The sequence below is a fragment of the Aquaspirillum sp. genome (genome assembly GCF_055136605.1).
On record NZ_JBSQVP010000012.1, the window covers coordinates 18,941 to 40,742 of the forward strand.

Sequence of the window (21,802 nt, forward strand, 5' to 3'; positions counted from 1 at the left end):
CGATATGCTACCTCTACTCACCGGTCGAGCCGGTTAACACCATTTGTGGTTGACCAGACACTTCTTATGTTCGATGTGATACTCGAACTCGTTGCGGAAGTGTTTCGTAAAGCTACGGACAGGGAAGACCGCAGCATCAGCCAAGGCGCAGATGGTACGTCCGGCCATGTTATTGCCTACCGATGTCAATAAATCTAGATCTTCAGGACGACCTAAGCCATGTTCGATGCGATGGATAACACGGTATAACCAACCGGTACCCTCACGGCATGGCGTACATTGACCACAGGATTCTTCGTGATAAAAATAGGCAAGGCGTTCTAGCGCTTTCACCATACAGATATCTTCATTCATCACAATCACGGCACCAGAACCCAACATCGAACCTGCTTTAGCGATGCTGTCGTAGTCCATCGTGACGTCCATCATGATGTCGCCAGGTAGAACAGGCGCAGAAGACCCACCGGGAATCACGGCTTTCAATTTTTTACCGTCGCGCATACCACCGCACATCTCAAGCAAGGTTGAGAATGGTGTTCCAAGCGGAATTTCATAGTTACCTGGACGGTTGACATGGCCTGATACCGAGAACAGCTTCGTACCACCGTTGTTTGGCTTACCTTGTTCTAAGAACCGAGTGCCACCATCACGGATAATAAAAGGTACCGAAGCAAACGATTCAGTATTGTTAATCGTGGTGGGCTTACCGTACAAACCGAAAGACGCTGGGAACGGTGGTTTGAAACGAGGCTGACCTTTTTTGCCTTCTAATGATTCTAGCAAGGCAGTTTCTTCACCACAGATATAAGCACCATAGCCGTGGTGAGCATACAGTTCGAAGTTAAAGCCCGAACCACAGATATTTTGTCCCAATAGACCGGCTTGGCGCGCTTCTTCGAGCGCCTCTTCGAAACGTTCATACATCTCAAAGATCTCGCCGTGGATGTAGTTATACCCACAGCGAGAACCCATGGCATAACCCGCAATGATCATACCTTCGATCAAGGAGTGAGGGTTGTAGCGCAGAATATCGCGGTCTTTAAAAGTGCCAGGTTCACCTTCGTCGGTATTACATACAACGTATTTTTCACCAGGAAAACTACGAGGCATGAAAGACCATTTCAAACCTGTTGGGAAACCAGCACCACCCCGACCACGCAAACCAGAGCCTTTTACTTCAGCAATGACTTCGTCTTGGGGAATCTTGTTTTCCAGGATTTTTTTCAGTGCCTGATAGCCACCACGCTTGAGGTAGGCATCCAAATGCCAACAACCAGCGTCGCTGGTGTCAACACCTTCAAAGATCACGCCCGAAGCATAAATCGCCATTTATTTCAGCTCCGCGAGTTTTTTATCGATGGCTTCACGAGACATGAAGCTGCACATGGTGTGATTGTTCACCAACAAAACCGGCGCATCACCACAGGCTCCCATACATTCACCTTCACAGAGAGTGAATTTTCCGTCGGCAGTGGTCTCGCCAAAATCAATCCCTAATTTTTGCTTAAGGTATTCAGCGGCATCATAGCCACCAGATAAGGCACAGGGTAGGTTGGTACATACCGTGATCTTATGTTTCCCAACAGGGGAAAGATCATACATGTTGTAGAAAGTCGCGACTTCGTAAGCCGCCACAGGCGAAATACCAATGTAGTTAGCAACGAACTCGATGGTTTCTGTTGCCAACCAACCCTTTTCTGTTTGAGCAATACGCAAGGCACCCATCACTGCCGAGCGGCGTTGGTCAGCAGGATACTTTGCCAGTTCGCGATCGATTTTTTCGATAGATTCTTGGGACAACATCAGCGGTCAATCTCCCCGAACACAATATCCTGAGTACCAATAATGGCCACCACGTCAGCCAGCATATGACCTTTTGCCATTTCATCCATAGCAGCCAAATGCGCGTAACCCGGCGCACGAATCTTCAGGCGATAGGGTTTGTTTGCCCCATCCGAGACCAAATAGATACCAAATTCACCTTTTGGATGTTCAACAGCAGAGTAAGCCTCGCCTTCAGGGACATGCATCCCTTCAGTGAACAGTTTGAAGTGGTGAATCAATTCTTCCATGTTGGACTTCATGTCCACACGTTTTGGTGGTGCAACTTTGTGGTTGTCGGTGATGACAGGGCCTTGGTTAGCACGCAACCATTGTATACATTGTTTGATGATGCGGTTGGATTGACGCATTTCTTCGATACGAACCAAATAGCGGTCGTAGCAATCGCCGTTTACCCCAACAGGAATATCAAAATCCATGCGGTCGTAGACTTCGTAAGGCTGTTTTTTACGCAAGTCCCATGCAATACCCGAACCACGCACCATTGGACCGGAGAAACCCAACGCCAATGCGCGCTCAGGGGTCACCACGCCAATACCAACAGTACGCTGTTTCCAAATCCGGTTGTCAGTCAACAGCGTTTCGTACTCATCAACACAAGTTGGGAAGCGATTGGTGAAATCTTCAATGAAATCAAGCAGCGAACCTTGACGATTTTCGTTTAACTTCGCCAGTTCGCGTGCATTTTTGATTTTTGAGAATTCGTACTGTGGCATTGAATCGGGCAAATCACGATACACGCCACCAGGACGATAGTAGGCCGCGTGCATCCGCGCCCCAGACACTGCTTCGTAGCAGTCCATCAGGTCTTCGCGTTCACGGAAGGCATACAAGAACACGGTCATCGCGCCAATATCTAATGCGTGCGCACCGATCCACATTAAGTGGTTCAGAATCCGTGTGATTTCATCAAACATCACACGAATGTATTGTGCTCGCAATGGAACATCGATACCAAGCAGCTTTTCAATCGCCATACAGTAAGCATGTTCATTACACATCATCGACACATAGTCGAGACGGTCCATGTACGGTACAGATTGAATAAAGGTTTTGTACTCGGCTAGTTTTTCTGTGCCGCGATGCAGTAGCCCAATGTGCGGGTCAGCACGAACGATCACTTCGCCGTCCATCTCTAACACCAGACGCAACACGCCGTGAGCAGCCGGGTGCTGAGGACCAAAGTTAAGGGTGAAGTTGCGGATCTCAGCCACCGTAGTTCTCCTCGCGAAGGATGCGCGGGGTAATTTCGCGCGGCTCGATTGTGACTGGCTGGTAAATCACACGCCCTTGAACTGGGTCGTAGCGCATTTCAACGTGACCAGACAGCGGGAAATCTTTACGGAATGGATGACCGACAAAACCGTAGTCAGTCAAAATACGACGTAAATCAGGATGGCCTTCGAAGACGATACCGTATAGATCGAACGCTTCACGTTCAAACCAGTTTACCCCCGGCCATACGTTGACTAACGACGGCACCACGGGGAAATCGTCTTCTTCAGCAAAGAAGCGTACACGTAGGCGAATGTTGTTTTTAACTGACAGCAGATGGCAAACAACAGCGAAGCGTAAGCCATCGTATTGGCCATCTTTGTATGCACTGTAGTCGACACCGCACAGATCAATACATTCTTCAAAACCGAATTGATCGCGCAAGGTGGTACAGGATTGTACTGCATTGGCCGCACGCAAGACGATAGTGAGCTCACCACGGTCTAATACGGCCAGTTTTAATTCACCACCCAAAGTTGCCTCAAGTGAGGTTTTGAGTGCTTCCAGTTTGGATGCCATAGTCTCAGTCCTCAACGGGCAATGGTATAGGTTCGTTTAATCTTGTTCTGCAGCTGAATAATGCCATACAACAGCGCTTCTGCTGTTGGAGGACAGCCAGGCACGTAGACATCGACAGGCACTACACGATCACAGCCACGCACTACCGAGTAAGAGTAGTGATAGTAACCGCCACCATTCGCACAGGAACCCATAGAAATGACCCAGCGTGGCTCAGCCATCTGGTCATACACCTTACGCAGCGCAGGAGCCATCTTATTACACAGCGTACCCGCAACAATCATCAAGTCAGATTGACGCGGACTGGGGCGAAACACAATACCGAAGCGGTCGAGGTCATAACGCGAAGCACCTGCTTGCATCATTTCCACCGCACAACAGGCCAAGCCAAAAGTCATTGGCCACAGAGAACCGGTACGGGTCCAGTTAATGACTTTATCCGCCGTTGTGGTGACAAAGCCCTTTTCCAAAACGCCTTCTATTCCCATTCCAGCGCTCCCTTTTTCCACTCATAGACAAAGCCGACCACGAGAATTGCAAGAAACACAACCATGGCGCCGAAACCGAACATACCGATTTCTTTCAGAACGACTGCCCACGGGAAAAGGAAAGCAATTTCGAGGTCAAACAGGATAAACAAGATGGCGACGAGGTAGTAGCGCACGTCGAACTTCATACGTGCATCTTCAAATGCCTCAAAACCACACTCATATGGAGAAAGTTTTTCGGGATCTGGCCGATTGGGAGAAATAAGTCGCCCTAACAGAATCGGAACCACACCAACTAACAGGCCAACGATCACAAAAAGAAGGATCGGAAAATAATTCGATAGCATTTCCCGTTTCACCCCAAAAAAAAGAGGCAAACGCCTCTTTTTGTTTGAAAAACAAGCTAAAAACTTGTTTCTGTAAATGGTGCCGACAGTGAGACTCGAACTCACACAGCCTACGGCCACTACCCCCTCAAGATAGCGTGTCTACCAATTCCACCATGTCGGCGTTTCAGAACATCAGTCTGGGATGACCCCAGTTTTTGGTGCAGGAACAGAGCCTGTACCGGATTCTACTGGCGGCACATTGGACATCACGCCCAGTGCTTGAGTAGATTGGTTGGACATCATCACCAAACCGAGACAGCTGGAGAAAAACACAACTGCACACAGCGCTGTCATACGACTTAAGAAGTTTGCGGAACCAGAAGACCCAAAGAGACTACCAGCCGAACCTGCCCCAGATCCGAAAGCTGCTCCTGCGTCTGCGCCTTTACCATGCTGCATTAGCACCAGCACGATCACTGCGATAGCAGAAACAATATTAAGAATCCAAATCAGTGTTTTGATGATTTCCATATTTTATCTTTTTTCCGACGCTTGGCAAATCTTTTTAAACTGGCCAAGATCTAGAGATGCGCCACCAACTAATACACCATCGACCTGAGGTAAAGCCAAGATGGCTTCTGCATTGTCAGCTTTAACGCTCCCCCCGTAAAGGACGCGCATAGTAGCACAAGCCGGCAAAGAATGCAGCAGCTTTTTTTGCAGCTGTGTATGCATTTCTTCCACGTCGGCCAAGCTAGCGACTTTTCCTGTCCCAATCGCCCACACGGGTTCATACGCCACCACCACCTGTGGCAGTTCTTTTAATAGTGGCATCACTTCATCCAGCTGTTGCTCAACCGTTTGCCAAGCCAACCCGGCCTCACGTTGTGCAAATGATTCACCCACACACAAGATCGGTAATAAATGGTGTTGCGCCAGTGCTTTCAATTTTTTTGATAACACCTGTTGGCCTTCAGCGAAATATTGGCGGCGCTCAGAATGCCCGACCAAGACGGCACGACAGCCCACATCCGCCAACATCCGCGCCGACACTTCCCCTGTAAAAGCCCCGTCTTCAGCAAAGGAACTGACATCTTGTGCAGCAATCTGCCAGCCAGCTTGCTGCTGTTGTTGCCACTCGTTTGCCAACAAAAGATAAGGCGTAGGCAAGGCAATCATAATATGAGACTGATTGCAGGCCGAATCTTGGGATAGCACTGACAAAGCAGCGCGCACTTGCGTTACGCTGCCATGCATTTTCCAGTTAGCAATCACCAACTTACCCGCAGAAAAAGGGGAGGACATAGCGACCCTTTCCAAAAAAAGAGCGCGGATTATACCTGTGGCCTTGATGTTGCACAGCTGTTGTTGTCGATTTCGCGCTAACATCCGATGTTTACAGGATTTAGCGGAAAACCGAAGTCAGCAAATGATGGCTAAAATCTGCCAACAAAATAGGCGCAATTTTCCAACGCGCACGGCTTTTCTTGCATAAACACAAAACAAAGCTGTTTCAAACTTTGCTTAGCAAGGGGCTTTCCGTATAATCCGCGCTGAATTTTAATTGTCATTACTTACTGGCGAGGCAGCTAAATGGGTAGCGAAAATAAAGCGGTGCCGTCTGGTGGTGCGATCACCATCATCCTAGGCGCAATCGTGATTCTGGTAGCGGGGGTCTGGTTGTTAGCAAAACTGGCCACCAGCGGTTTTTCTATTGACGCTAGTGTGATGTCGAAAGAGGCAATCGCTTCGCGCATTAAACCGGTTGGCGAATCAAAAGCCAGCGAAGGTGGTGCACCGGGCAGTCGGACTGGTGAAGGGGTTTACAAAGCGATTTGTGCCTCCTGTCACAATGACGGTTTGGCAGGTGCACCAAAATTTGCTGACACCGGCGCATGGAGTGCGCGTTTGGCACAGGGTTACGACACCTTAGTCAAACATGCAATCGAAGGGATTCGTGGCATGCCAGCTAAAGGCGGTGCAACCGATCTGACCAATGAAGAAGTTGCTCGTGCAGTGGCCTACATGGGCAATGCAGCTGGGGCAAAATTTACTGAACCTGCGGTTGCAGGTGCAGAAGGCGGTGGCGCAGCAGCGGCTATCGATCCTAATGTCAAAGGTAAAGAAATTTACGCTTCGGTTTGTATGGCTTGCCATGACACAGGCGCAGCAGGTGCACCTAAGTTTGGTGACAAAGCCGCTTGGGCACCCCGTGTATCGAAAGGCTTAGATGCCTTGGTGGCTTCTGGTATCAAAGGTTTGAATGCAATGCCAGCTAAAGGCGGCTATTCGGGCAGTGACGAAGAATTCCGCGCAGCGGTGGAGTACATGGTGAATGCATCGAAGTAAGCATTTGCTTGAGACAAAAAACGGCCTTGTTCTCACAGGGCCGTTTTTTATTGCCACCAGCACACGCTAGGGCTTATTTTTGTTTGCCAACATGGCACGCAAATTGGCTAAACGGGCTTGTCCCTCGCTGCGGCTTACCACGGCAGGTTTATCACTTTTTTGACCAACACAGCGCAAGTCTTCACTGTCAATTTCAGCAATAAAACGCGAAGGCTCACAGAACAGCCACTCGCCACCACGCCGTCGTTTTAAGCAGTGCATTAGCGTTAAACTTCGCTGGGCACGGGTAATACCGACATACATTAAGCGGCGTTCCTCCTCGACAGTGCCCTGATCAATCGATTCATTGTGCGGCAAAATCCCCTCTTCGCAGCCGATCAAGAACACATGTGGGTATTCCAATCCTTTGGCAGCATGCAGCGTTGACAGTTGAACCGCCTCTTGCTGCTTGTCTTTTTCTCGTCCTTCTAACAAGGTCATCAACGCAATCGTTTGAGCCAACTCAACCAGATTTTTGCCATCTTCTTCCCCTTTTTTACCGATCCACGTCACAAACTCTTGGACATTTTTCCACTTGGTTTCCGCAGTACGCGTTTCTTCACTATCGAATAACCATGTCTCAAACCCAATGGTCAATAACAACTCTTGCAACAATGCGCCAGCGGGTTCTCGTTGCACACGGTATTGCATCCGGTTAATAAATTGGCAAAAGGTCTCCAACGCCTGCTGTTGTGCGGCAGCCAAAGTTTGTTGAAAGCCTAACTCACAGGCAGCGGCAAATAAGGAAACATGGCGTTGTGCCGCATGTTCACCCAATTTGGCCAAACTGGTATTACCCACACCGCGTTTAGGCGTGGTGATGGCGCGGATAAAAGCAGGATCGTCATCTTCATTGGCTAACAGTCGTAGATAGGCCAAAACATCTTTGATTTCGCTGCGTTCAAAAAACGATTGCCCACCTGAAATCAAGTAGGGAATGCGATGTTGGCGGAAAGCTTGTTCAATTAAACGTGCTTGGTGGTTACCACGGTACAACACCGCATAATCTGCAAACGTCGTTCGATGTTCGAACTTATGCGCCAGTAAACGCTGTGCAACACTTTCTGCCTCGTGTTCATCATCCTTACACGACACCACGGTAATCGGATCACCTAACCCGAACTCACTCCATAAGCTTTTTTGGAATAACTTTGGGTTGTTGGCGATCACACTGTTAGCCGCGCGCAGAATCCGTGCTGTGGAGCGATAGTTTTGTTCTAATTTAATCACCCGCAAACGGGGAAAATCTTGTTGCAACAAGCTGAGATTTTCCATGTTGGCACCGCGCCAGCCGTAAATAGACTGATCGTCGTCCCCGACAGCGGTGAACATGGCGCGCTCTCCGGCCAATAGCCTTAACAAAAGATATTGACAGCTATTGGTATCTTGATACTCATCGACTAGCAGATAACGAAGTTTGGCTTGCCAACGCGCCAAGGCTTCGGGGTGTTGTTGTAATACATGGACGGGGAGGCGGATCAGATCATCAAAATCAACCGCTTGATAGGCAAATAATGTGTCTTGGTAATCAAGATACAGTTTGGCCGCTACGCGGCTAAATTCATCCTGTGCCAACAATAGGGCCGCGTCGGGTGAGATAAGATCATTTTTCCAACGAGAGATTTGGCTTTGCAGACGGCGAATCTCAGCTTTATCGGTCGAGGCCAAACGATCAGCCAAAATTTTAGCGGCATCAGCCGCATCTAAAATGGAAAACTGCGGTTTATAGCCTAATAACCGCGCTTCTTGTCGCATGATGTGCAAACCAAGCGAGTGGAAAGTCGAGACGGTGAGGCCGCGCAGTTGTGCAGGCTCTAGCAATTTCCCCACCCGCTCTAGCATTTCACGGGCTGCTTTATTGGTAAAAGTGATGGCAGCAATATGCTGTGCGCTGATACCGGCCTCTTGTACCAAATAAGCAATTTTTTGCGTAATGACCCGTGTTTTGCCACTGCCCGCACCGGCAAGAACCAAAAGCGGCCCGTCAAGGTGGCGAATCGCGGCACGCTGTTGTGGATTAAGCATGGAAAGAAACAATTTATTCAGAAAAGCTTGGCATTCTATCAATCCACAGACGGTAAGATGACGTTTCTCGCTAATCGTAACCGAATAGAGTCAATACTATGGCAACGTATGCAATTGGAGACATCCAAGGCTGTTATACCCCGTTGATGGATTTATTGCGCACCATCGACTTTTCCCCCTCACGCGATCACCTGTGGCTAGTCGGTGATTTAGTCAACCGTGGCCCCGATTCCATTCACGTTTTACGCTGGGCATTTAAGCATCAAGACAGCATTAGCTTGGTGTTGGGCAACCACGACTTACACCTGTTAGCTGTCGCCGAAGGTTTCGGCAAACTCAGCAGTGGCGACACACTGTGGGATATTTTGAATGCTGCCGATGGCAAATTATTGCTTGATTGGCTGCGGATGCAGCCGTTGATGTTAGCTGGCGAAGGCTATGCCTTAGTGCATGCTGGGCTGTTACCCGAGTGGAGTATCAATAAGGCACTACGGCTAGCAGAAGAAGTCGAAAATGAGTTAAGCGGCCCAAACTATCGCCAGTTTCTGTCCCGCCTGTATGGCAATAAACCCACTCGCTGGAGTGATGATTTACGAGGCATCGACCGCTTGCGGATGATTGTGAATGTGATGACCCGGATGCGCTTATTGACCCGTGACGGTGAACTCGACCTCAGTTTCAAAGGCGAATTACCCGATGCCCCAGCGCATCTCATACCGTGGTTTGAAGCCCCACAGCGACGGTGGGCAGATACCCCCGTCATCTGTGGTCATTGGTCGGCCTTGGGGCTTCACCTGAGTGACAGCATCTTAGCCATCGATACCGGTTGTTTATGGGGTGGCAGCCTTACCGCCCTGCGTCTTGCCGACCGTCAGGTATTCCAACTGCCGTGTCAGGCATTTCGCAAGATAGGTTAAGCGCACGGCGCACCGCCCGCTCTGCGCTTTGTGCCAGCGTAAAGCGGGTGTGACCCACACCACAAATCGGCTCACTAAAGCGAATCTCGATACATAAGCCTTCTGAGGCAATCATCTGCCGCACCGACTGTAAAAAAGTCACCTCACCGACATAGGCAGCTTCGGGCACCACAGTGCCATCACGACGGCAATAACGTAGCCCAACAGGTTGCACTGTGCTGCCTGCTTGAACAGCCGAGTCAAACAGCGAAGCCTTAAACGGCAATACCGACGTACCATCTGAGGTAGTTCCCTCGGGAAACACCGCCATACAATCGCCTTCACGCAGTGAGGAAGCCAAAATTTCGTTCACTCGCAAAGCGTCACGGCGATTAGACCGATCAATAAATAAAGTCCCTGCCCGCGCCACCAACATACCAATCACCGGCCATTGTCGAATTTCTCTTTTGGCAACAAAGCGCGATACCGTCACACTATTGAGCGCAAAAATATCCAGCCACGAAACATGGTTGGCAATCAGAAACGTATTTGCTGGATATAAGCCCGGCGGCTGGCCAAGCAACTTCACTTCAATCCCCATAATGGTCAACAGTTGGGCAGACCATTGCTGACTGACAGCAGCTCGCTGTGCCATATCCCATGCCGGAAAACGAAAACTGACCGTGGCCAAGCCACGGCCCAGATGGGCCAATAGTTTTAACCAACGGTGTACCCGTACGGGAAAACCCACTTGAGGTAAAGCAGTCAGGGTTGCGCTCATCGTCTTTGTTCTCACCAATCAGTGCTGACACATTGGGCAAAAGAATGTACCGCGTTGTCCTAGACGCACCATTTCTATCGGGGCGTGACAATGGTGACAAGGCAAACCGGTACGTCCATACACGGTATAGTTTTGTTGGAAATACCCCGGTTTTCCAACTGCATCCACAAAATCACGCAAGGTACTCCCACCAGCGGCAATGGCGCGTTGCAATACGTGTTGCACCGTTGTGATGAGGTGACGACATTCGGCCAAAGTTAAAGTGTTAGCAGGACGTTGGGGATGAATACCCGCTAAAAACAAGGCTTCATTTGCATAAATATTGCCCACACCAACAACCACATGGTTATCCATCAAACACAGTTTAATCGCGCTACGACGTGAGGACAGGGCATTTTGCAACGCCTCGGCAGTAAAATCTGGGGAGAGGGGTTCGGGCCCAAGCTGTTGCAACAAGGGATGAACTTCTGCTGGCCCTGGTTGCCATACAATGGCACCAAAACGACGTGGATCATGGTAACGCAATAGCTGATCGCCAAAATCAAAATCGACATGATCATGCTTTGCCACGGGTGTCTCAGGATCCACCAAACGTAAACTGCCCGACATCCCCAGATGAATCAGTAACACGCCATGACCAAAATCGAACAACAGATATTTAGCACGCCGCGTGATGTGCTGTAAGGTTAACCCCGACAGTTTCTGTGGCAATTGTGGATCAATAGGCCATCGCAGCCGTGGTTGTCTCACCACCACATTGTGCACAGTATGTTGTTCAAGGTGGGGGGCAAGCCCCCGTTTAACGGTTTCGACTTCTGGTAATTCCGGCATGGCACAATCCGCTTTATTCAGGCTGGGACGTGGTATTCTAAGCGAAACTATCGGCTGATTTGGCCCTCTTCAGATTGAATCTTCCCAACATGAATGTTATCGCCACTACCGCACTTCTCTCAGCCCTTTTGCTCAGCGCCTGTGCTAACACGACGCCAACGCCAATCAAAGTCACGCCCACTCAACGCCCAGAAGAAAGCGCAGCCCCCAATCGTGAACTCAGCGCAGGTTTACTCTACGGCATTTTGGTAAGTGAATTGGCGGTGCAGCGTGGTGGTGCACTGGCTGCCGCCCCTGCCTATCTGGAGTTGGCAAAAGAAACGGCCGACCCCCGCTTGGCAAGACGCGCAGCTGAATTGGCATTGAGTAGTGGCAATCTTAATGTGGCAGATGAAGCACTGGCTTTGTGGGAACAACAAATGCCAGACTCCGTGTTGGCCAAACAACAGCGAGTCATGGTGTTGTGGCGCGAAGGTCGCATTGCTGAAGCAGAACAGCGCATGGCAACACAACTGCAAGGTGCGGACATCAGCCGCGCAGCCAGTCTCTTTATGCATGTCACCCCGTTATTACCCCGTCAGGCAGATCCACAAGCGGCGGCGGCAGCGATTGAACGCTTAAGTCAAATTTTCCCTCGGTTGCCCGAAGCCCATTTCGCGCAAGCTGTTGCAGCAGCAACCTTGAAAGAGGATGCTTCTGTTGAACGCAGTCTCGACACCCTTGCCGATTTAGCACCGCGCTGGGATTTGCCAGTGTTATGGCGACTTGATGCCGTACGCAAACAAAGCCCCGACCTTGCGCTGGCTTTTTTAGAAAAAGAACTCAAACGGCGACCCCATGCTGGTGCCGAATTACAACTGGCTCGCCCACGCTTATTAGTCGGCTTACGGCAATACGAAGCAGCACGCGAAGGATTTGCCGCAGTTTTAAAACAGTTCCCACATCATCCTGATGCCCGTTATGCGCTGGGTATTCTGGCTTTCCAGCTCAAACAATATGATGAAGCGGATCAACATTTACGGGCAGCGCTTGAAGCTGGCTATGTCGATGCACCTTTTGTCCGACTCACACTAGGCCAATTAGCAGAAGAGCGTAAACAGCTCGAAGAAGCCAAAACGTGGTATCAAGCGATTGGTAAAGGACGCCATTACAATCAAGCACAAGCACGATTGGCAGCGATTGAAGTCAAAGAAGGCAAGTTAGAAGCCGCGCTCACCCGCATCGAAGGATTGGAAAACGATGTTGCCGATCCGATTGAGCTGCTGTTATTGCAATCACAACTTGCACGCGAAGCAGGCGCCAATGCCAAAGCCTACCAACTCCTCAGCCGAGGCATTAAACAGTTCCCTGCGGCAGCAACCTTGTATTACGAACGAGCCCTGTTAGCCGACAGACTGAACCGCAGCCACGATGCAGAACGTGACCTCCGCCGCTTTCTACGGATGAAACCCAACGACGCGCAAGGCATGAATGCCTTGGGCTACACCTTGGCCAATCGAGGGCAACGGCTTGCAGAAGCCCGCCGTTTAATCGAAGCAGCCCTGCAACAACAACCAACCAATCCGATGATTCTCGATAGCATGGGTTGGGTATTGTTCCGCCAAGGTAAATTAAAAGACGCGCTGTCCTATCTCGAACAAGCTTACGAGCAAATGAAAGATGCTGAAATTGCCGCCCACCTCGGCGAGGTGTTGTGGCGTTTAGGGCAACGCGATGCTGCGCGGCAAATTTGGGAAGAGGCCAAACAGCGCGACCCAGAACATAAAGTGTTGCAAGACACGTTACGGCGACTGAAACCATGATGCGATCACGTCAGGTTTGGCTGGCTATCGTTGTGGTATCCAGTTTAAGTGCTTGTAGCCAATTACAGCCCCCTGTCCCACATCAAACACAGCAACAATTCGTCCTGCCGAACCAGTTTTCGCTCGCAGGGCGGATTGGTGTCAAGCTGGAAAACAAAGGGCACTATGGCAACTTCGATTGGCAACATCACAGTGGCAACGATCAACTGGATATCTTGTCACCACTGGGCCAAACCGTTGCCCGCTTATCCGCGGATCAAAGCGGTGTTCGTTTACAACAAGGGGAGCGGATATATGAGGCCACCTCCGCTGAAGCACTGACTCAACAAACATTGGGTTGGGGATTACCGCTGGACAATCTGCGCTTTTGGATTCACGGCCAACCCGCACCCAACACCGATTATCAAGCCACCGCCAGTGGTTTTCGCCAACAAGGCTGGTTAATCGAAAGCGAACCACAAGGCAGCACACACCCGCAGCGCGTCATCCTACAACACCCACAACTCGATATTCGTTTTGCTATCCACCGTTGGAATTAACGACAACTATGGCTTTCCCTTGGTTACAAACGCCCCCTGCTGATCCCGCTTTTTATGGATTTCCGGCACCGGCCAAATTAAATTTGATGCTCAAAATCGTTGGACGGCGTGCCGATGGCTATCACTTATTAGAAACTGTGTTTCGTTTTATTGATTACGGTGACACCATCTGGCTGGCACCGGATAACAGCGGCCAAATTGTATTAGAAACCCCTTTACCGAATGTCGCACCTGAACATGACCTGACTGTCCGTGCGGCACGCACCTTACAACAGGCGACAGCCTGCCAAGCAGGCGTGCGCATCCGAGTCGATAAACGACTGCCGATGGGGGGAGGGCTAGGCGGTGGCAGTTCTGATGCTGCCACGACTTTAATGGCGCTCAATCAGCTGTGGGAATTGGGACTATCGCGGGAAGCCTTACAAAATATCGCGGTAAAATTGGGTGCGGATGTCCCTGTTTTTATCTTTGGTGAAGCGGCTTTTGCTAGCGGAATTGGTGAAGAATTAACCACTTGCGCGGTGCCGTCGGCATGGTATGTGGTGTTACATCCGGGTGTTGAAGTCGCCACTGCAAAAATTTTTGCATCAGAGGGGTTGACACGTAATTCGCCTAAGAGCATAATGCGTGCTCTCGAAACAACGCAACGACAGAACACTCTGCAAAACGTTGTTTTTGAGATGTTTCCTGAGGTTAAAAACTGTTACGACAGCATATCTCACTACGGAGACGCAATGATGACCGGATCGGGCGCTTGTGTTTTCCTAGAGTGTGAATCTCAAAAGGAAGCAGAACAGGTTTACTGTTCTTTGGCAGATGAATACCAAGGCTTTATCGCCGAGGGGTTGAAAGAACATCCGTTCTACAGTCTGTCAAGGTAAAAGTTACTGGGGAGTCGCCAAGTGGTAAGGCACCGGATTTTGATTCCGGCATTCGTAGGTTCGATCCCTACCTCCCCAGCCAGTTTCTCTTAATGTTTAAAATCAAAAGCAAATTAAGCGCGTGTAAGATGATTTTTCACTTACACGCTTTTTATTTGCGCGGGATTGCGACATGGCTGCTTACGATAGCTTAATGGTCTTCACCGGAACCGCCAATCCGGAACTCGCTCAAAGTGTGGTGAAACACCTCGATATTTCTTTGGGACGCGCCGATGTCGGGCGTTTCAGCGATGGTGAAGTCGCCATTGAATTGCTGGAAAACGTGCGCGGACGCGACGTTTTCGTACTGCAGTCCACCTGTGCCCCGACAAACGACAATCTGATGGAAATTCTGACGATGGTTGATGCGCTGCGTCGCGCGTCCGCCGGTCGGATTACCGCTGCCATTCCTTATTTTGGCTATGCCCGTCAAGATCGTCGCCCACGTTCTGCTCGTGTTCCTATTTCGGCCAAACTGGTTGCAAATATGTTGACATCAGCAGGGGTGAACCGTGTGCTGACCGTGGACTTACACGCAGACCAAATTCAAGGCTTCTTCGATATCCCAGTGGATAACGTCTACGCCACACCGGTGTTACTGCGCGATATCCAAGCGCAAAACTTCCAAAACCTCACTGTGGTCAGCCCAGATATTGGTGGGGTGCTGCGTGCACGCGCAACCGCCAAACCACTGAACGCGGATTTGGCCATCATTGATAAGCGTCGTCCTAAAGCCAATGTGGCAGAAGTGATGAACATCATCGGTGATGTGGAAGGCCGCACCTGTTTAATCGTCGATGATATGATCGATACGGCCAACACGCTCTGCAAAGCCGCTAATGCCCTGAAAGAAAAAGGGGCAGCCCGTGTTGTCGCGTATGCCACACACCCTGTGTTCTCAGGTCAGGCGGTTGATCGTATTGCACATTCGGCGATGGACGAAGTGGTTGTGACTGACACCATTCCTTTGTCAGCAGAAGCCCGTGCCTGTCCAAAAATCCGTGTGGTCACTATCGCCGGTCTGATGGGGGAAACGCTGCGCCGCATCAATAACGAAGAATCGGTCAGCTACCTCTTTATGGAATGATTTTTCACCCGCTGCCTGTGCAGCGGGTTTTTACTGTCTGCTGGTCGCGGCAGACTGCTTTTTTGGAGCTTAACTCATGACTATCGAAATCATCGCCCAAGCACGTACCGAACAGGGAACGGGTGCGAGCCGCCGCCTGCGTCGTGCCGGTAAATTGCCTGCAGTGGTCTACGGCGTTAAAGACGCTGTGTCGATCACTCTCGATCACAACACCATTTTCTACGCACTGAAAGACGAAGCTTTCCACGGCGCAGTGTTGAACTTGGTGATCGACGGCCAAACAGAGCCAGTGTTGTTGCGTGATGCGCAAATGCACCCATTCAAACCACAAGTGTTGCACGTTGACTTCCAACGTGTTGACGTCAATGCCCCTATCTCAGCTAAAGTGAGCCTGCACTTCGTTGGCGCAGAAAACTCCCCAGCGGTGAAACTGAACGCATCGGTGATCTCTCACGTGCAAAACGAAGTGACCATCCGCGCATTGCCAGGCAACTTGCCAGCCTTTATCGAGGTTGACTTGTCTGAGCTCAAAGGTGGTCAGTCGATTCACTTGTCCGAATTGAAACTGCCAGAAGGCGTGGAATTGGTTGAAGTGTTGCGCGGCCATGATGGTGTGGTGGCTCAAGCTTCCGCAGGCAAACGCGCTGCTAGCTAATTTCAGCACCTGTTTTGCTAACGGCCTGTCATCACGACAGGCCGTTTTTCTTTTCACTGTGGCTACGAGTGAATCAAGATGTCAAACTCAGAAATTCAACTGATTGTCGGCTTAGGCAACCCGGGTGCCGAATATGCCGCAACCCGCCACAACGCGGGGGTATGGCTATTAGAAAAATTTGCCCAACAACACGGCACAGCCTTACGCACTGAAGCCAAGTTTTTCAGCTTATACGCGAAAGCAGGTGGCTATCATCTGTTATTCCCACAAACCTATATGAATGCGTCCGGACGGGCGGTGGCAGCGGCTTGCCAGTTTTATAAAATCCCACCGGAAGCCGTTTTGGTCATTCATGATGAGCTGGATTTAGCCCCTGGTGTTGCCCGCTTCAAACAAGGCGGGGGGCATGGAGGACACAACGGGCTGAAAGATATTCAAGCCGCGCTTGATAGTGCGGCATTTTGGCGTTTGCGGTTGGGCATTGGCCATCCGGGTGACCGTAAACTGGTCGTGCAGTGGGTTCTTAAACCGCCACGGCAAGAAGAACAAACGCTGATTGATATTGCGATTGGCCAAGCCTTAGATGTCTTACCCCAAGCTCTCAAAGGCCAGATGAATCAGGCCATGCAGCAATTACACCGCCAAAACTAAAAAAATGCCCGTACCGAAGTACGGGCAGCAATGGAGAAAAAACGAGGAGAAGTCTCAACAACAATCAAGCAAAAGCCATACCACCTTACGCTTGCCACACAAAACGCGCACGCTTCACATTACACAACAGCTCATAAGAAATGGTCCCTGCAGCGGCAGCAATTTCATTGATATTGATCTGTTCACCCCACAGCTCAACGGCACTGCCAACTTGAGCTTGCGGCACGGCAGTCAGATCAATCGTCAACATATCCATCGACACGCGACCGATAATGCGGCCACGTTGTCCTGCCACCCAAACCGGCGTCCCTGTCGGCACCACGCGAGGATAACCGTCGGCATAACCACAAGCGACGACACCAACACGGGTTGGCGCCTCTGTGACAAAACGAGCGCCATAGCCAATCGGCTCACCCGCTGGCAACTCACGCACTGCAATCACTTCACTACGCAATGACATCACCGGCTGTAACGCTGCAGTAGTTTCCAATGCCTGTTCAAATGGATTGCTGCCGTACAACATAATGCCGGGACGTGCCCAATCACCATGTGCAGCAGGAACACCCAATACTGCCGCAGAATTACATGCACTGCGTTCGGCGGGTAATTCTGCGCAAATATGATGAAACCGTGCCAACTGTTCGGCACTGGCCGAAGAATCAGGTTCATCAGCACGAGCAAAGTGGGTCATTAACACCACTTTTTTTACTTGCGGCAAGGCGGTCAGCTGATGGTATTTTTCGGCGTAATCCGCAGGAAAAAAGCCAACCCGATTCATACCAGAGTTCATTTTCAACCACACCGTAAAACGATAGTCGGTGTGATAAGCAGCTAACCATTGATATTGCAGTTCGTGATGCACCACCAACCATAAATCATGGGCAACCACCAATGGCAATTCATCAGCACTAAAAATGCCTTCTAATAATAGAATCGGGGCCGTGATGCCGGCCTGACGCAGTTGTAGTGCTTCTTCTATACAAGCCACCGCAAAGCCATCAGCCTCAGCGGATAAAGCTTGTGCACACGGCACCGCACCATGACCATAAGCATTGGCTTTCACCACCGCCAAGGCCCGCCCACCATGCAGTTGGCGAGCCAAACGGTAGTTATGGCGCAAGGCCGATAAATTGATATGGGCAACTAAAGGACGTGCCATGATCGATTGACCTTCAAAAAATGCTTAGGATAAAGCAGTCTGTGGTTGCTTGCCCATGCCGGCGGCACCGTGTTGACCATAACGTGCCATCGATAACCCTTCAATCTGAATATCAGGACGGCGCCCCGTCACCAAATCAGCCAACACACGACCAGAGCCTGCCGACATCGTCCATCCCAGCGTGCCATGACCGGTATTTAACGACAAATTAGCCAGTGGTGTGGCACCAATAATCGGTGTGCCATCGGGTGTCATTGGCCGCAAACCTGTCCAGAAAACCGATTGCGACACATCACCACCTTCAGGGAAGAGATCGGTCACCACCATTTCTAAGGTTTCACGACGGCGTGGATTCAAGCTCAGATCGAAGCCAGCAATTTCTGCCATGCCACCAACACGAATACGTTGGTCAAAACGAGTAATCGCAATTTTATAGGTCTCATCCATCACGGTAGAAACCGGCGCTGCACTGCTATCGGTAACAGGCAAAGTTAAGGAATACCCCTTTAATGGATAAACAGGGATATTAATGCCCAAAGACTTCAAGAAATCGGTCGAATAGCTACCGAACGCCACCACATAATGATCGGCCTCAAACACCTCACCCGAGGCCAATTCGGCACCCCGAATTTTCTTACCATCACTCAACATACGTTTTACTGAGGTGTTCCAGCGGAATTTCACCCCGAGTTTTTCTGCTAATTTCGCCAGCTCAGTGGTAAACAATTGGCAATCGCCGGTTTCATCATTTGGCAGTTGCAAAGCGCCTAATAACTTGTCGTTGACCCGCGCTAACGCTGGTTCAATCATCGGAATTTCTTGCTGTTTCACCACGCGAAACGGCACACCGCATTCTTGCAAGACAGCGATATCTTTTTGCATGGCATCAAGCTGGGCTTGGGTGCGGAACACTTGCAAGGTACCTAATTGCCGACCTTCGTAGGCAATACCTGTTTCGGCACGCAAAGCCTTAATACAATCACGGCTATATTCTGCCAACCGCATCATGCGGCCTTTGTTGACCGCATAGGATTTGGCATTGCAGTTCATCAACATTTGCCACATCCATTTCAGTTGGCCTAAAGAGCCATCAGGACGAATCGCGAGAGGTGCATGGCGTTGAAATAACCACTTCATCGCTTTTAATGGAATGCCGGGTGCCGCCCACGGTGCTGAATAGCCGGGGGAAATTTGTCCTGCGTTGGCAAAACTGGTTTCCAAAGCGGGGCCGGGTTGACGTTCAATCACCGTCACGTCACAGCCGGCTTTGGCCAAGTAATAAGCACTTGAAATCCCTACCACACCACCACCGAGCACTAGCACTTTCATGATTCTGACTCCTGCACAAAAAGGGGACATCTACCAAGCCAGCGTGATTTTTACGCCCTATCGCCCAGTAGTGATTTGCAGTAGTATAAGAAGGATAAAGCAGTGATTTTCACCATTTATTTATTAGCTGCATCACACTTCTAAGCAATTTTTTTGGATTTTTAGAAAAAACATGAGAACCAAGCACCATAGTTTTAAAGAGCTCGATAAACTCGACCGCCGTATCCTTAAGGTATTACAACAACAGGGCCGAATTTCAATGACGGAATTGGCCGAACAGGTTGGGCTTTCCACCACACCATGCACCGAAAGGGTGCGGCGCTTGGAACGAGAGGGGGTAATCGAGGGCTATAGCGCTCGGGTCAATCCCAAGGCGTTGGGTTTACCGTTGTTGGTCTTTGTTGAGATTAAACTGGCCTCGAAGTCGGGCGACATTTTTGAAGCCTTCCGTCGCGAAGTGTTAAAGCTGCCGCAGATTTTGGATTGTCACTTGGTTAGTGGGGATTTTGACTATCTGATAAAAGCACGGATTCCAGATATGTCACAGTATCGTGAGTTGCTTGGCGATATTTTATTGAAACTGCCACAAGCAGAAGAGTCTCGCAGTTATATCGTGATGGAAGAAGTGAAAGAGACTCTAGAGCTACCGATATGCCTTTGATTTAATGAAAATACCTCCCAGATGACCAAGATTGATAACAAAAAGTGATTCGGCCACATTAAAAACGGCATAAACAAATAACCTTCTCGCCGCCAGCCCACAGCAAGGCTCAGGTACACTATCTGTTACTTGTTTTTGAATAGAGTTGATTATGTCGCGTCCGATGTTCCCTGTGCTTGAAGACTTTGTTGGCAATACTCCCTTAGTAAAATTAAAACGACTGACTGGCGACCCAAGTAATGTCGTATTGGTGAAGCTAGAAGGGAATAATCCGGCTGGTTCGGTCAAAGATAGACCGGCGCTCTCGATGATTCACCATGCTGAAGCGCGGGGTGATATTCGCCCTGGTGATACACTGATTGAACCCACCTCCGGCAATACTGGCATTGCCTTAGCAATGGCGGCGGCCATGATGGGTTACCGTATGGTATTGGTGATGCCGGAAAACTCCAGTCGTGAACGTGTTTTAACCATGAAAGCCTATGGGGCAGAAGTGGTGTTAACCCCCGCAGCATTGTCAATGCCAGGGGCGATTGATGAAGCGCGGCGATTACGCGATGCGGGCAAAGGGGTGATTCTCGACCAATTCGCTAACCCCGATAACCCTTTAGCCCATATCGAGGGTACCGGCCCAGAAATTTGGCGCGACACTGCCGGTACGGTAACCCACTTTGTTTCTAGCATGGGCACCACCGGCACCATCATGGGTACTAGCACCTATCTCAAGCAACAAAACCCAGCCATTCAAATTGTAGGGGTGCAACCCGAACCCGGTAGCCAAATCCCCGGCATTCGCAAGTGGGAAGATGAATATCTACCCAAAATCTGCGATTACTCGCGCATTGATCACATGGCGTATGTCAGCCAAGCGGAGGCAGAAGAGATGGCGCGTCGTCTTACCCGTGAAGAAGGCATCCTTGCAGGCCCATCATCCGGTGGTGCGTTGTGTGTTGCCCTGCGTTTGGCACATGAGGTGCGCAATGCAGTGATTGTGTCCATCGTGTGCGACCGAGGTGATCGCTATTTGTCGACCGGTTTGTTTCCAGATTAAAGTTGTGGCCAGTGCTTGAAGATCGACTTATTGCGGTCATGTACTATTGCTAGGCTTAATGATTTGACAAATAACAAGGGAGGCACTGAATGGAGCTGATTTTATGGCGGCATGCAGAGGCAGAAGAAGGTTCAAATGATTTGGCTCGGGTGTTAACCCGCCGAGGACAGCAACAAGCAGGACAAATGGCCGCATGGTTACGACCTCGGCTACCAGAAAATTGCCGCATTTTGGTCAGTCAAGCCAAGCGTTCACAACAAACCGCCGCTTTACTCTCAAAAAGCTATGAAATTTTGCCAGCGATTAACCCTGATGCCACACCAGAAGCGGTGCTCTCTGCGATTGGGTGGCCAGAATCGGAACGACCAGTGCTGTTAGTCGGGCATCAACCTTATATTGGGCAAGTCGTAGCACAATTGTTGTGTGGTGAAGCACAAATGTGGCCGGTGAAAAAAGATGCCGTATGGTGGTTACAACACCGTGTGCGGCATGGCTCAGCACAAACGGTATTAAAAGGCGTGATGTCTGCTGGACTGCTTGAACCACGCCGTTAACCCCCCCATCTAGCAAAAAC

24 protein-coding genes and 2 tRNA genes are annotated in these 21,802 nt (G+C 50.2%); 12 read left to right on the forward strand and 14 right to left on the reverse strand.

What is annotated here, in order from left to right; all coding sequences use genetic code 11:
* Positions 1–33: 33 nt before the first annotated feature.
* The 9 genes from nuoF to tpiA form a co-directional block, all read right to left on the reverse strand.
* Complete coding sequence (gene nuoF, locus ACTBZS_RS03520) at positions 34–1,329, reverse strand: NADH-quinone oxidoreductase subunit NuoF (RefSeq protein WP_022652623.1); 1,296 nt, start codon at positions 1,327–1,329, stop codon at positions 34–36.
* Positions 1,330–1,803, reverse strand: a complete 474-nt coding sequence (nuoE, locus tag ACTBZS_RS03525) for an NADH-quinone oxidoreductase subunit NuoE (protein ID WP_460429326.1) — start codon at positions 1,801–1,803, stop codon at positions 1,330–1,332. It lies immediately after the preceding gene.
* Positions 1,803–3,056, reverse strand: coding sequence for an NADH-quinone oxidoreductase subunit D (locus tag ACTBZS_RS03530; RefSeq protein ID WP_022652625.1), 1,254 nt, complete (start codon positions 3,054–3,056; stop codon positions 1,803–1,805). The genes nuoE and ACTBZS_RS03530 overlap by 1 nt, the downstream gene beginning before the upstream one ends.
* Positions 3,049–3,636 (reverse strand): NADH-quinone oxidoreductase subunit C, encoded by a 588-nt coding sequence (locus tag ACTBZS_RS03535; RefSeq protein WP_460429325.1) that lies wholly within the window; start codon positions 3,634–3,636, stop codon positions 3,049–3,051. The genes ACTBZS_RS03530 and ACTBZS_RS03535 overlap by 8 nt, the downstream gene beginning before the upstream one ends.
* Positions 3,637–3,647: 11 nt before the next feature.
* Positions 3,648–4,124 carry a NuoB/complex I 20 kDa subunit family protein gene (locus tag ACTBZS_RS03540; protein WP_022652627.1) on the reverse strand — a complete coding sequence of 159 codons (477 nt, stop codon included), beginning with the start codon at positions 4,122–4,124 and terminating at the stop codon, positions 3,648–3,650.
* Complete coding sequence (locus ACTBZS_RS03545; protein ID WP_022652628.1) at positions 4,115–4,471, reverse strand: NADH-quinone oxidoreductase subunit A; 357 nt, start codon at positions 4,469–4,471, stop codon at positions 4,115–4,117. Before ACTBZS_RS03545 ends, ACTBZS_RS03540 begins: the two co-directional genes overlap by 10 nt.
* A gap of 77 nt (positions 4,472–4,548) precedes the next feature.
* Positions 4,549–4,634, reverse strand: a tRNA-Leu gene (locus ACTBZS_RS03550).
* Positions 4,635–4,645: 11 nt separating this feature from the next.
* Entirely contained in the window at positions 4,646–4,984 is a 339-nt protein-coding gene (gene secG / locus ACTBZS_RS03555; protein ID WP_022652629.1) for a preprotein translocase subunit SecG, read from the reverse strand.
* Positions 4,985–4,987: 3 nt separating this feature from the next.
* Positions 4,988–5,758 carry a triose-phosphate isomerase gene (tpiA, locus tag ACTBZS_RS03560; RefSeq protein ID WP_463043288.1) on the reverse strand — a complete coding sequence of 257 codons (771 nt, stop codon included), beginning with the start codon at positions 5,756–5,758 and terminating at the stop codon, positions 4,988–4,990.
* Between the two features lie 288 nt (positions 5,759–6,046).
* Here tpiA and ACTBZS_RS03565 point away from each other — a divergent pair, with 288 nt between their 5' ends.
* Positions 6,047–6,802 carry a c-type cytochrome gene (locus ACTBZS_RS03565; RefSeq protein WP_463043289.1) on the forward strand — a complete coding sequence of 252 codons (756 nt, stop codon included), beginning with the start codon at positions 6,047–6,049 and terminating at the stop codon, positions 6,800–6,802.
* A 66-nt stretch (positions 6,803–6,868) separates the two neighbouring features.
* Here the strand turns inward: ACTBZS_RS03565 and ACTBZS_RS03570 are convergent, their stop codons facing one another.
* Entirely contained in the window at positions 6,869–8,866 is a 1,998-nt protein-coding gene (locus ACTBZS_RS03570; RefSeq protein ID WP_463043290.1) for a UvrD-helicase domain-containing protein, read from the reverse strand.
* 98 nt (positions 8,867–8,964) lie between these two features.
* On the opposite strand from ACTBZS_RS03570, the gene ACTBZS_RS03575 reads away from it, so the two are divergent.
* Positions 8,965–9,783: a symmetrical bis(5'-nucleosyl)-tetraphosphatase gene (locus ACTBZS_RS03575; RefSeq protein WP_460429321.1), complete on the forward strand. Its 819-nt coding sequence runs from the start codon at positions 8,965–8,967 to the stop codon at positions 9,781–9,783.
* Here ACTBZS_RS03575 and ACTBZS_RS03580 read toward each other — a convergent pair.
* Both ACTBZS_RS03580 and mutM read right to left on the reverse strand, forming a co-directional pair.
* Positions 9,713–10,543, reverse strand: coding sequence for a lysophospholipid acyltransferase family protein (locus ACTBZS_RS03580; RefSeq protein WP_463043291.1), 831 nt, complete (start codon positions 10,541–10,543; stop codon positions 9,713–9,715). The genes ACTBZS_RS03575 and ACTBZS_RS03580 overlap by 71 nt on opposite strands.
* Positions 10,544–10,561: 18 nt before the next feature.
* A complete protein-coding gene (gene mutM / locus ACTBZS_RS03585) occupies positions 10,562–11,374 on the reverse strand; it encodes a bifunctional DNA-formamidopyrimidine glycosylase/DNA-(apurinic or apyrimidinic site) lyase (protein WP_460429319.1) in 813 nt (270 codons plus the stop codon).
* Positions 11,375–11,463: 89 nt separating this feature from the next.
* On the opposite strand from mutM, the gene ACTBZS_RS03590 reads away from it, so the two are divergent.
* The 7 genes from ACTBZS_RS03590 (at position 11,464) to pth (ending at position 17,028) form a co-directional block, all read left to right on the forward strand.
* On the forward strand, positions 11,464–13,176 hold the full coding sequence (locus tag ACTBZS_RS03590; protein WP_463043292.1) for a tetratricopeptide repeat protein: 1,713 nt from the start codon (positions 11,464–11,466) through the stop codon (positions 13,174–13,176).
* Complete coding sequence (gene lolB, locus ACTBZS_RS03595) at positions 13,173–13,715, forward strand: lipoprotein insertase outer membrane protein LolB (protein ID WP_463043293.1); 543 nt, start codon at positions 13,173–13,175, stop codon at positions 13,713–13,715. The genes ACTBZS_RS03590 and lolB overlap by 4 nt, the downstream gene beginning before the upstream one ends.
* Before the next feature lie 8 nt (positions 13,716–13,723).
* A complete protein-coding gene (gene ispE, locus ACTBZS_RS03600; protein WP_463043294.1) occupies positions 13,724–14,596 on the forward strand; it encodes a 4-(cytidine 5'-diphospho)-2-C-methyl-D-erythritol kinase in 873 nt (290 codons plus the stop codon).
* A gap of 7 nt (positions 14,597–14,603) precedes the next feature.
* A tRNA-Gln gene (locus tag ACTBZS_RS03605) sits at positions 14,604–14,678 on the forward strand.
* A 90-nt stretch (positions 14,679–14,768) separates the two neighbouring features.
* Positions 14,769–15,722: a ribose-phosphate pyrophosphokinase gene (locus tag ACTBZS_RS03610; RefSeq protein WP_460429315.1), complete on the forward strand. Its 954-nt coding sequence runs from the start codon at positions 14,769–14,771 to the stop codon at positions 15,720–15,722.
* 76 nt (positions 15,723–15,798) lie between these two features.
* Complete coding sequence (locus ACTBZS_RS03615; protein WP_463043295.1) at positions 15,799–16,377, forward strand: 50S ribosomal protein L25/general stress protein Ctc; 579 nt, start codon at positions 15,799–15,801, stop codon at positions 16,375–16,377.
* Between the two features lie 78 nt (positions 16,378–16,455).
* Positions 16,456–17,028, forward strand: coding sequence for an aminoacyl-tRNA hydrolase (gene pth / locus ACTBZS_RS03620; protein ID WP_460429313.1), 573 nt, complete (start codon positions 16,456–16,458; stop codon positions 17,026–17,028).
* A gap of 85 nt (positions 17,029–17,113) precedes the next feature.
* Here pth and alr read toward each other — a convergent pair whose 3' ends face one another.
* Both alr and ACTBZS_RS03630 read right to left on the reverse strand, forming a co-directional pair.
* A complete protein-coding gene (gene alr, locus ACTBZS_RS03625; protein ID WP_463043296.1) occupies positions 17,114–18,187 on the reverse strand; it encodes an alanine racemase in 1,074 nt (357 codons plus the stop codon).
* Positions 18,188–18,211: 24 nt separating this feature from the next.
* Positions 18,212–19,516 carry a D-amino acid dehydrogenase gene (locus ACTBZS_RS03630; RefSeq protein WP_463043297.1) on the reverse strand — a complete coding sequence of 435 codons (1,305 nt, stop codon included), beginning with the start codon at positions 19,514–19,516 and terminating at the stop codon, positions 18,212–18,214.
* Positions 19,517–19,688: 172 nt separating this feature from the next.
* Here ACTBZS_RS03630 and ACTBZS_RS03635 point away from each other — a divergent pair, with 172 nt between their 5' ends.
* From ACTBZS_RS03635 to ACTBZS_RS03645, 3 genes are all read left to right on the forward strand, one after another.
* Complete coding sequence (locus tag ACTBZS_RS03635; RefSeq protein WP_022652644.1) at positions 19,689–20,177, forward strand: winged helix-turn-helix transcriptional regulator; 489 nt, start codon at positions 19,689–19,691, stop codon at positions 20,175–20,177.
* 151 nt (positions 20,178–20,328) lie between these two features.
* Positions 20,329–21,228, forward strand: coding sequence for a cysteine synthase CysM (gene cysM, locus ACTBZS_RS03640; protein WP_463043298.1), 900 nt, complete (start codon positions 20,329–20,331; stop codon positions 21,226–21,228).
* 89 nt (positions 21,229–21,317) lie between these two features.
* A complete protein-coding gene (locus tag ACTBZS_RS03645; RefSeq protein ID WP_460429309.1) occupies positions 21,318–21,782 on the forward strand; it encodes a SixA phosphatase family protein in 465 nt (154 codons plus the stop codon).
* The last annotated feature ends 20 nt before the right edge of the window (positions 21,783–21,802 follow it).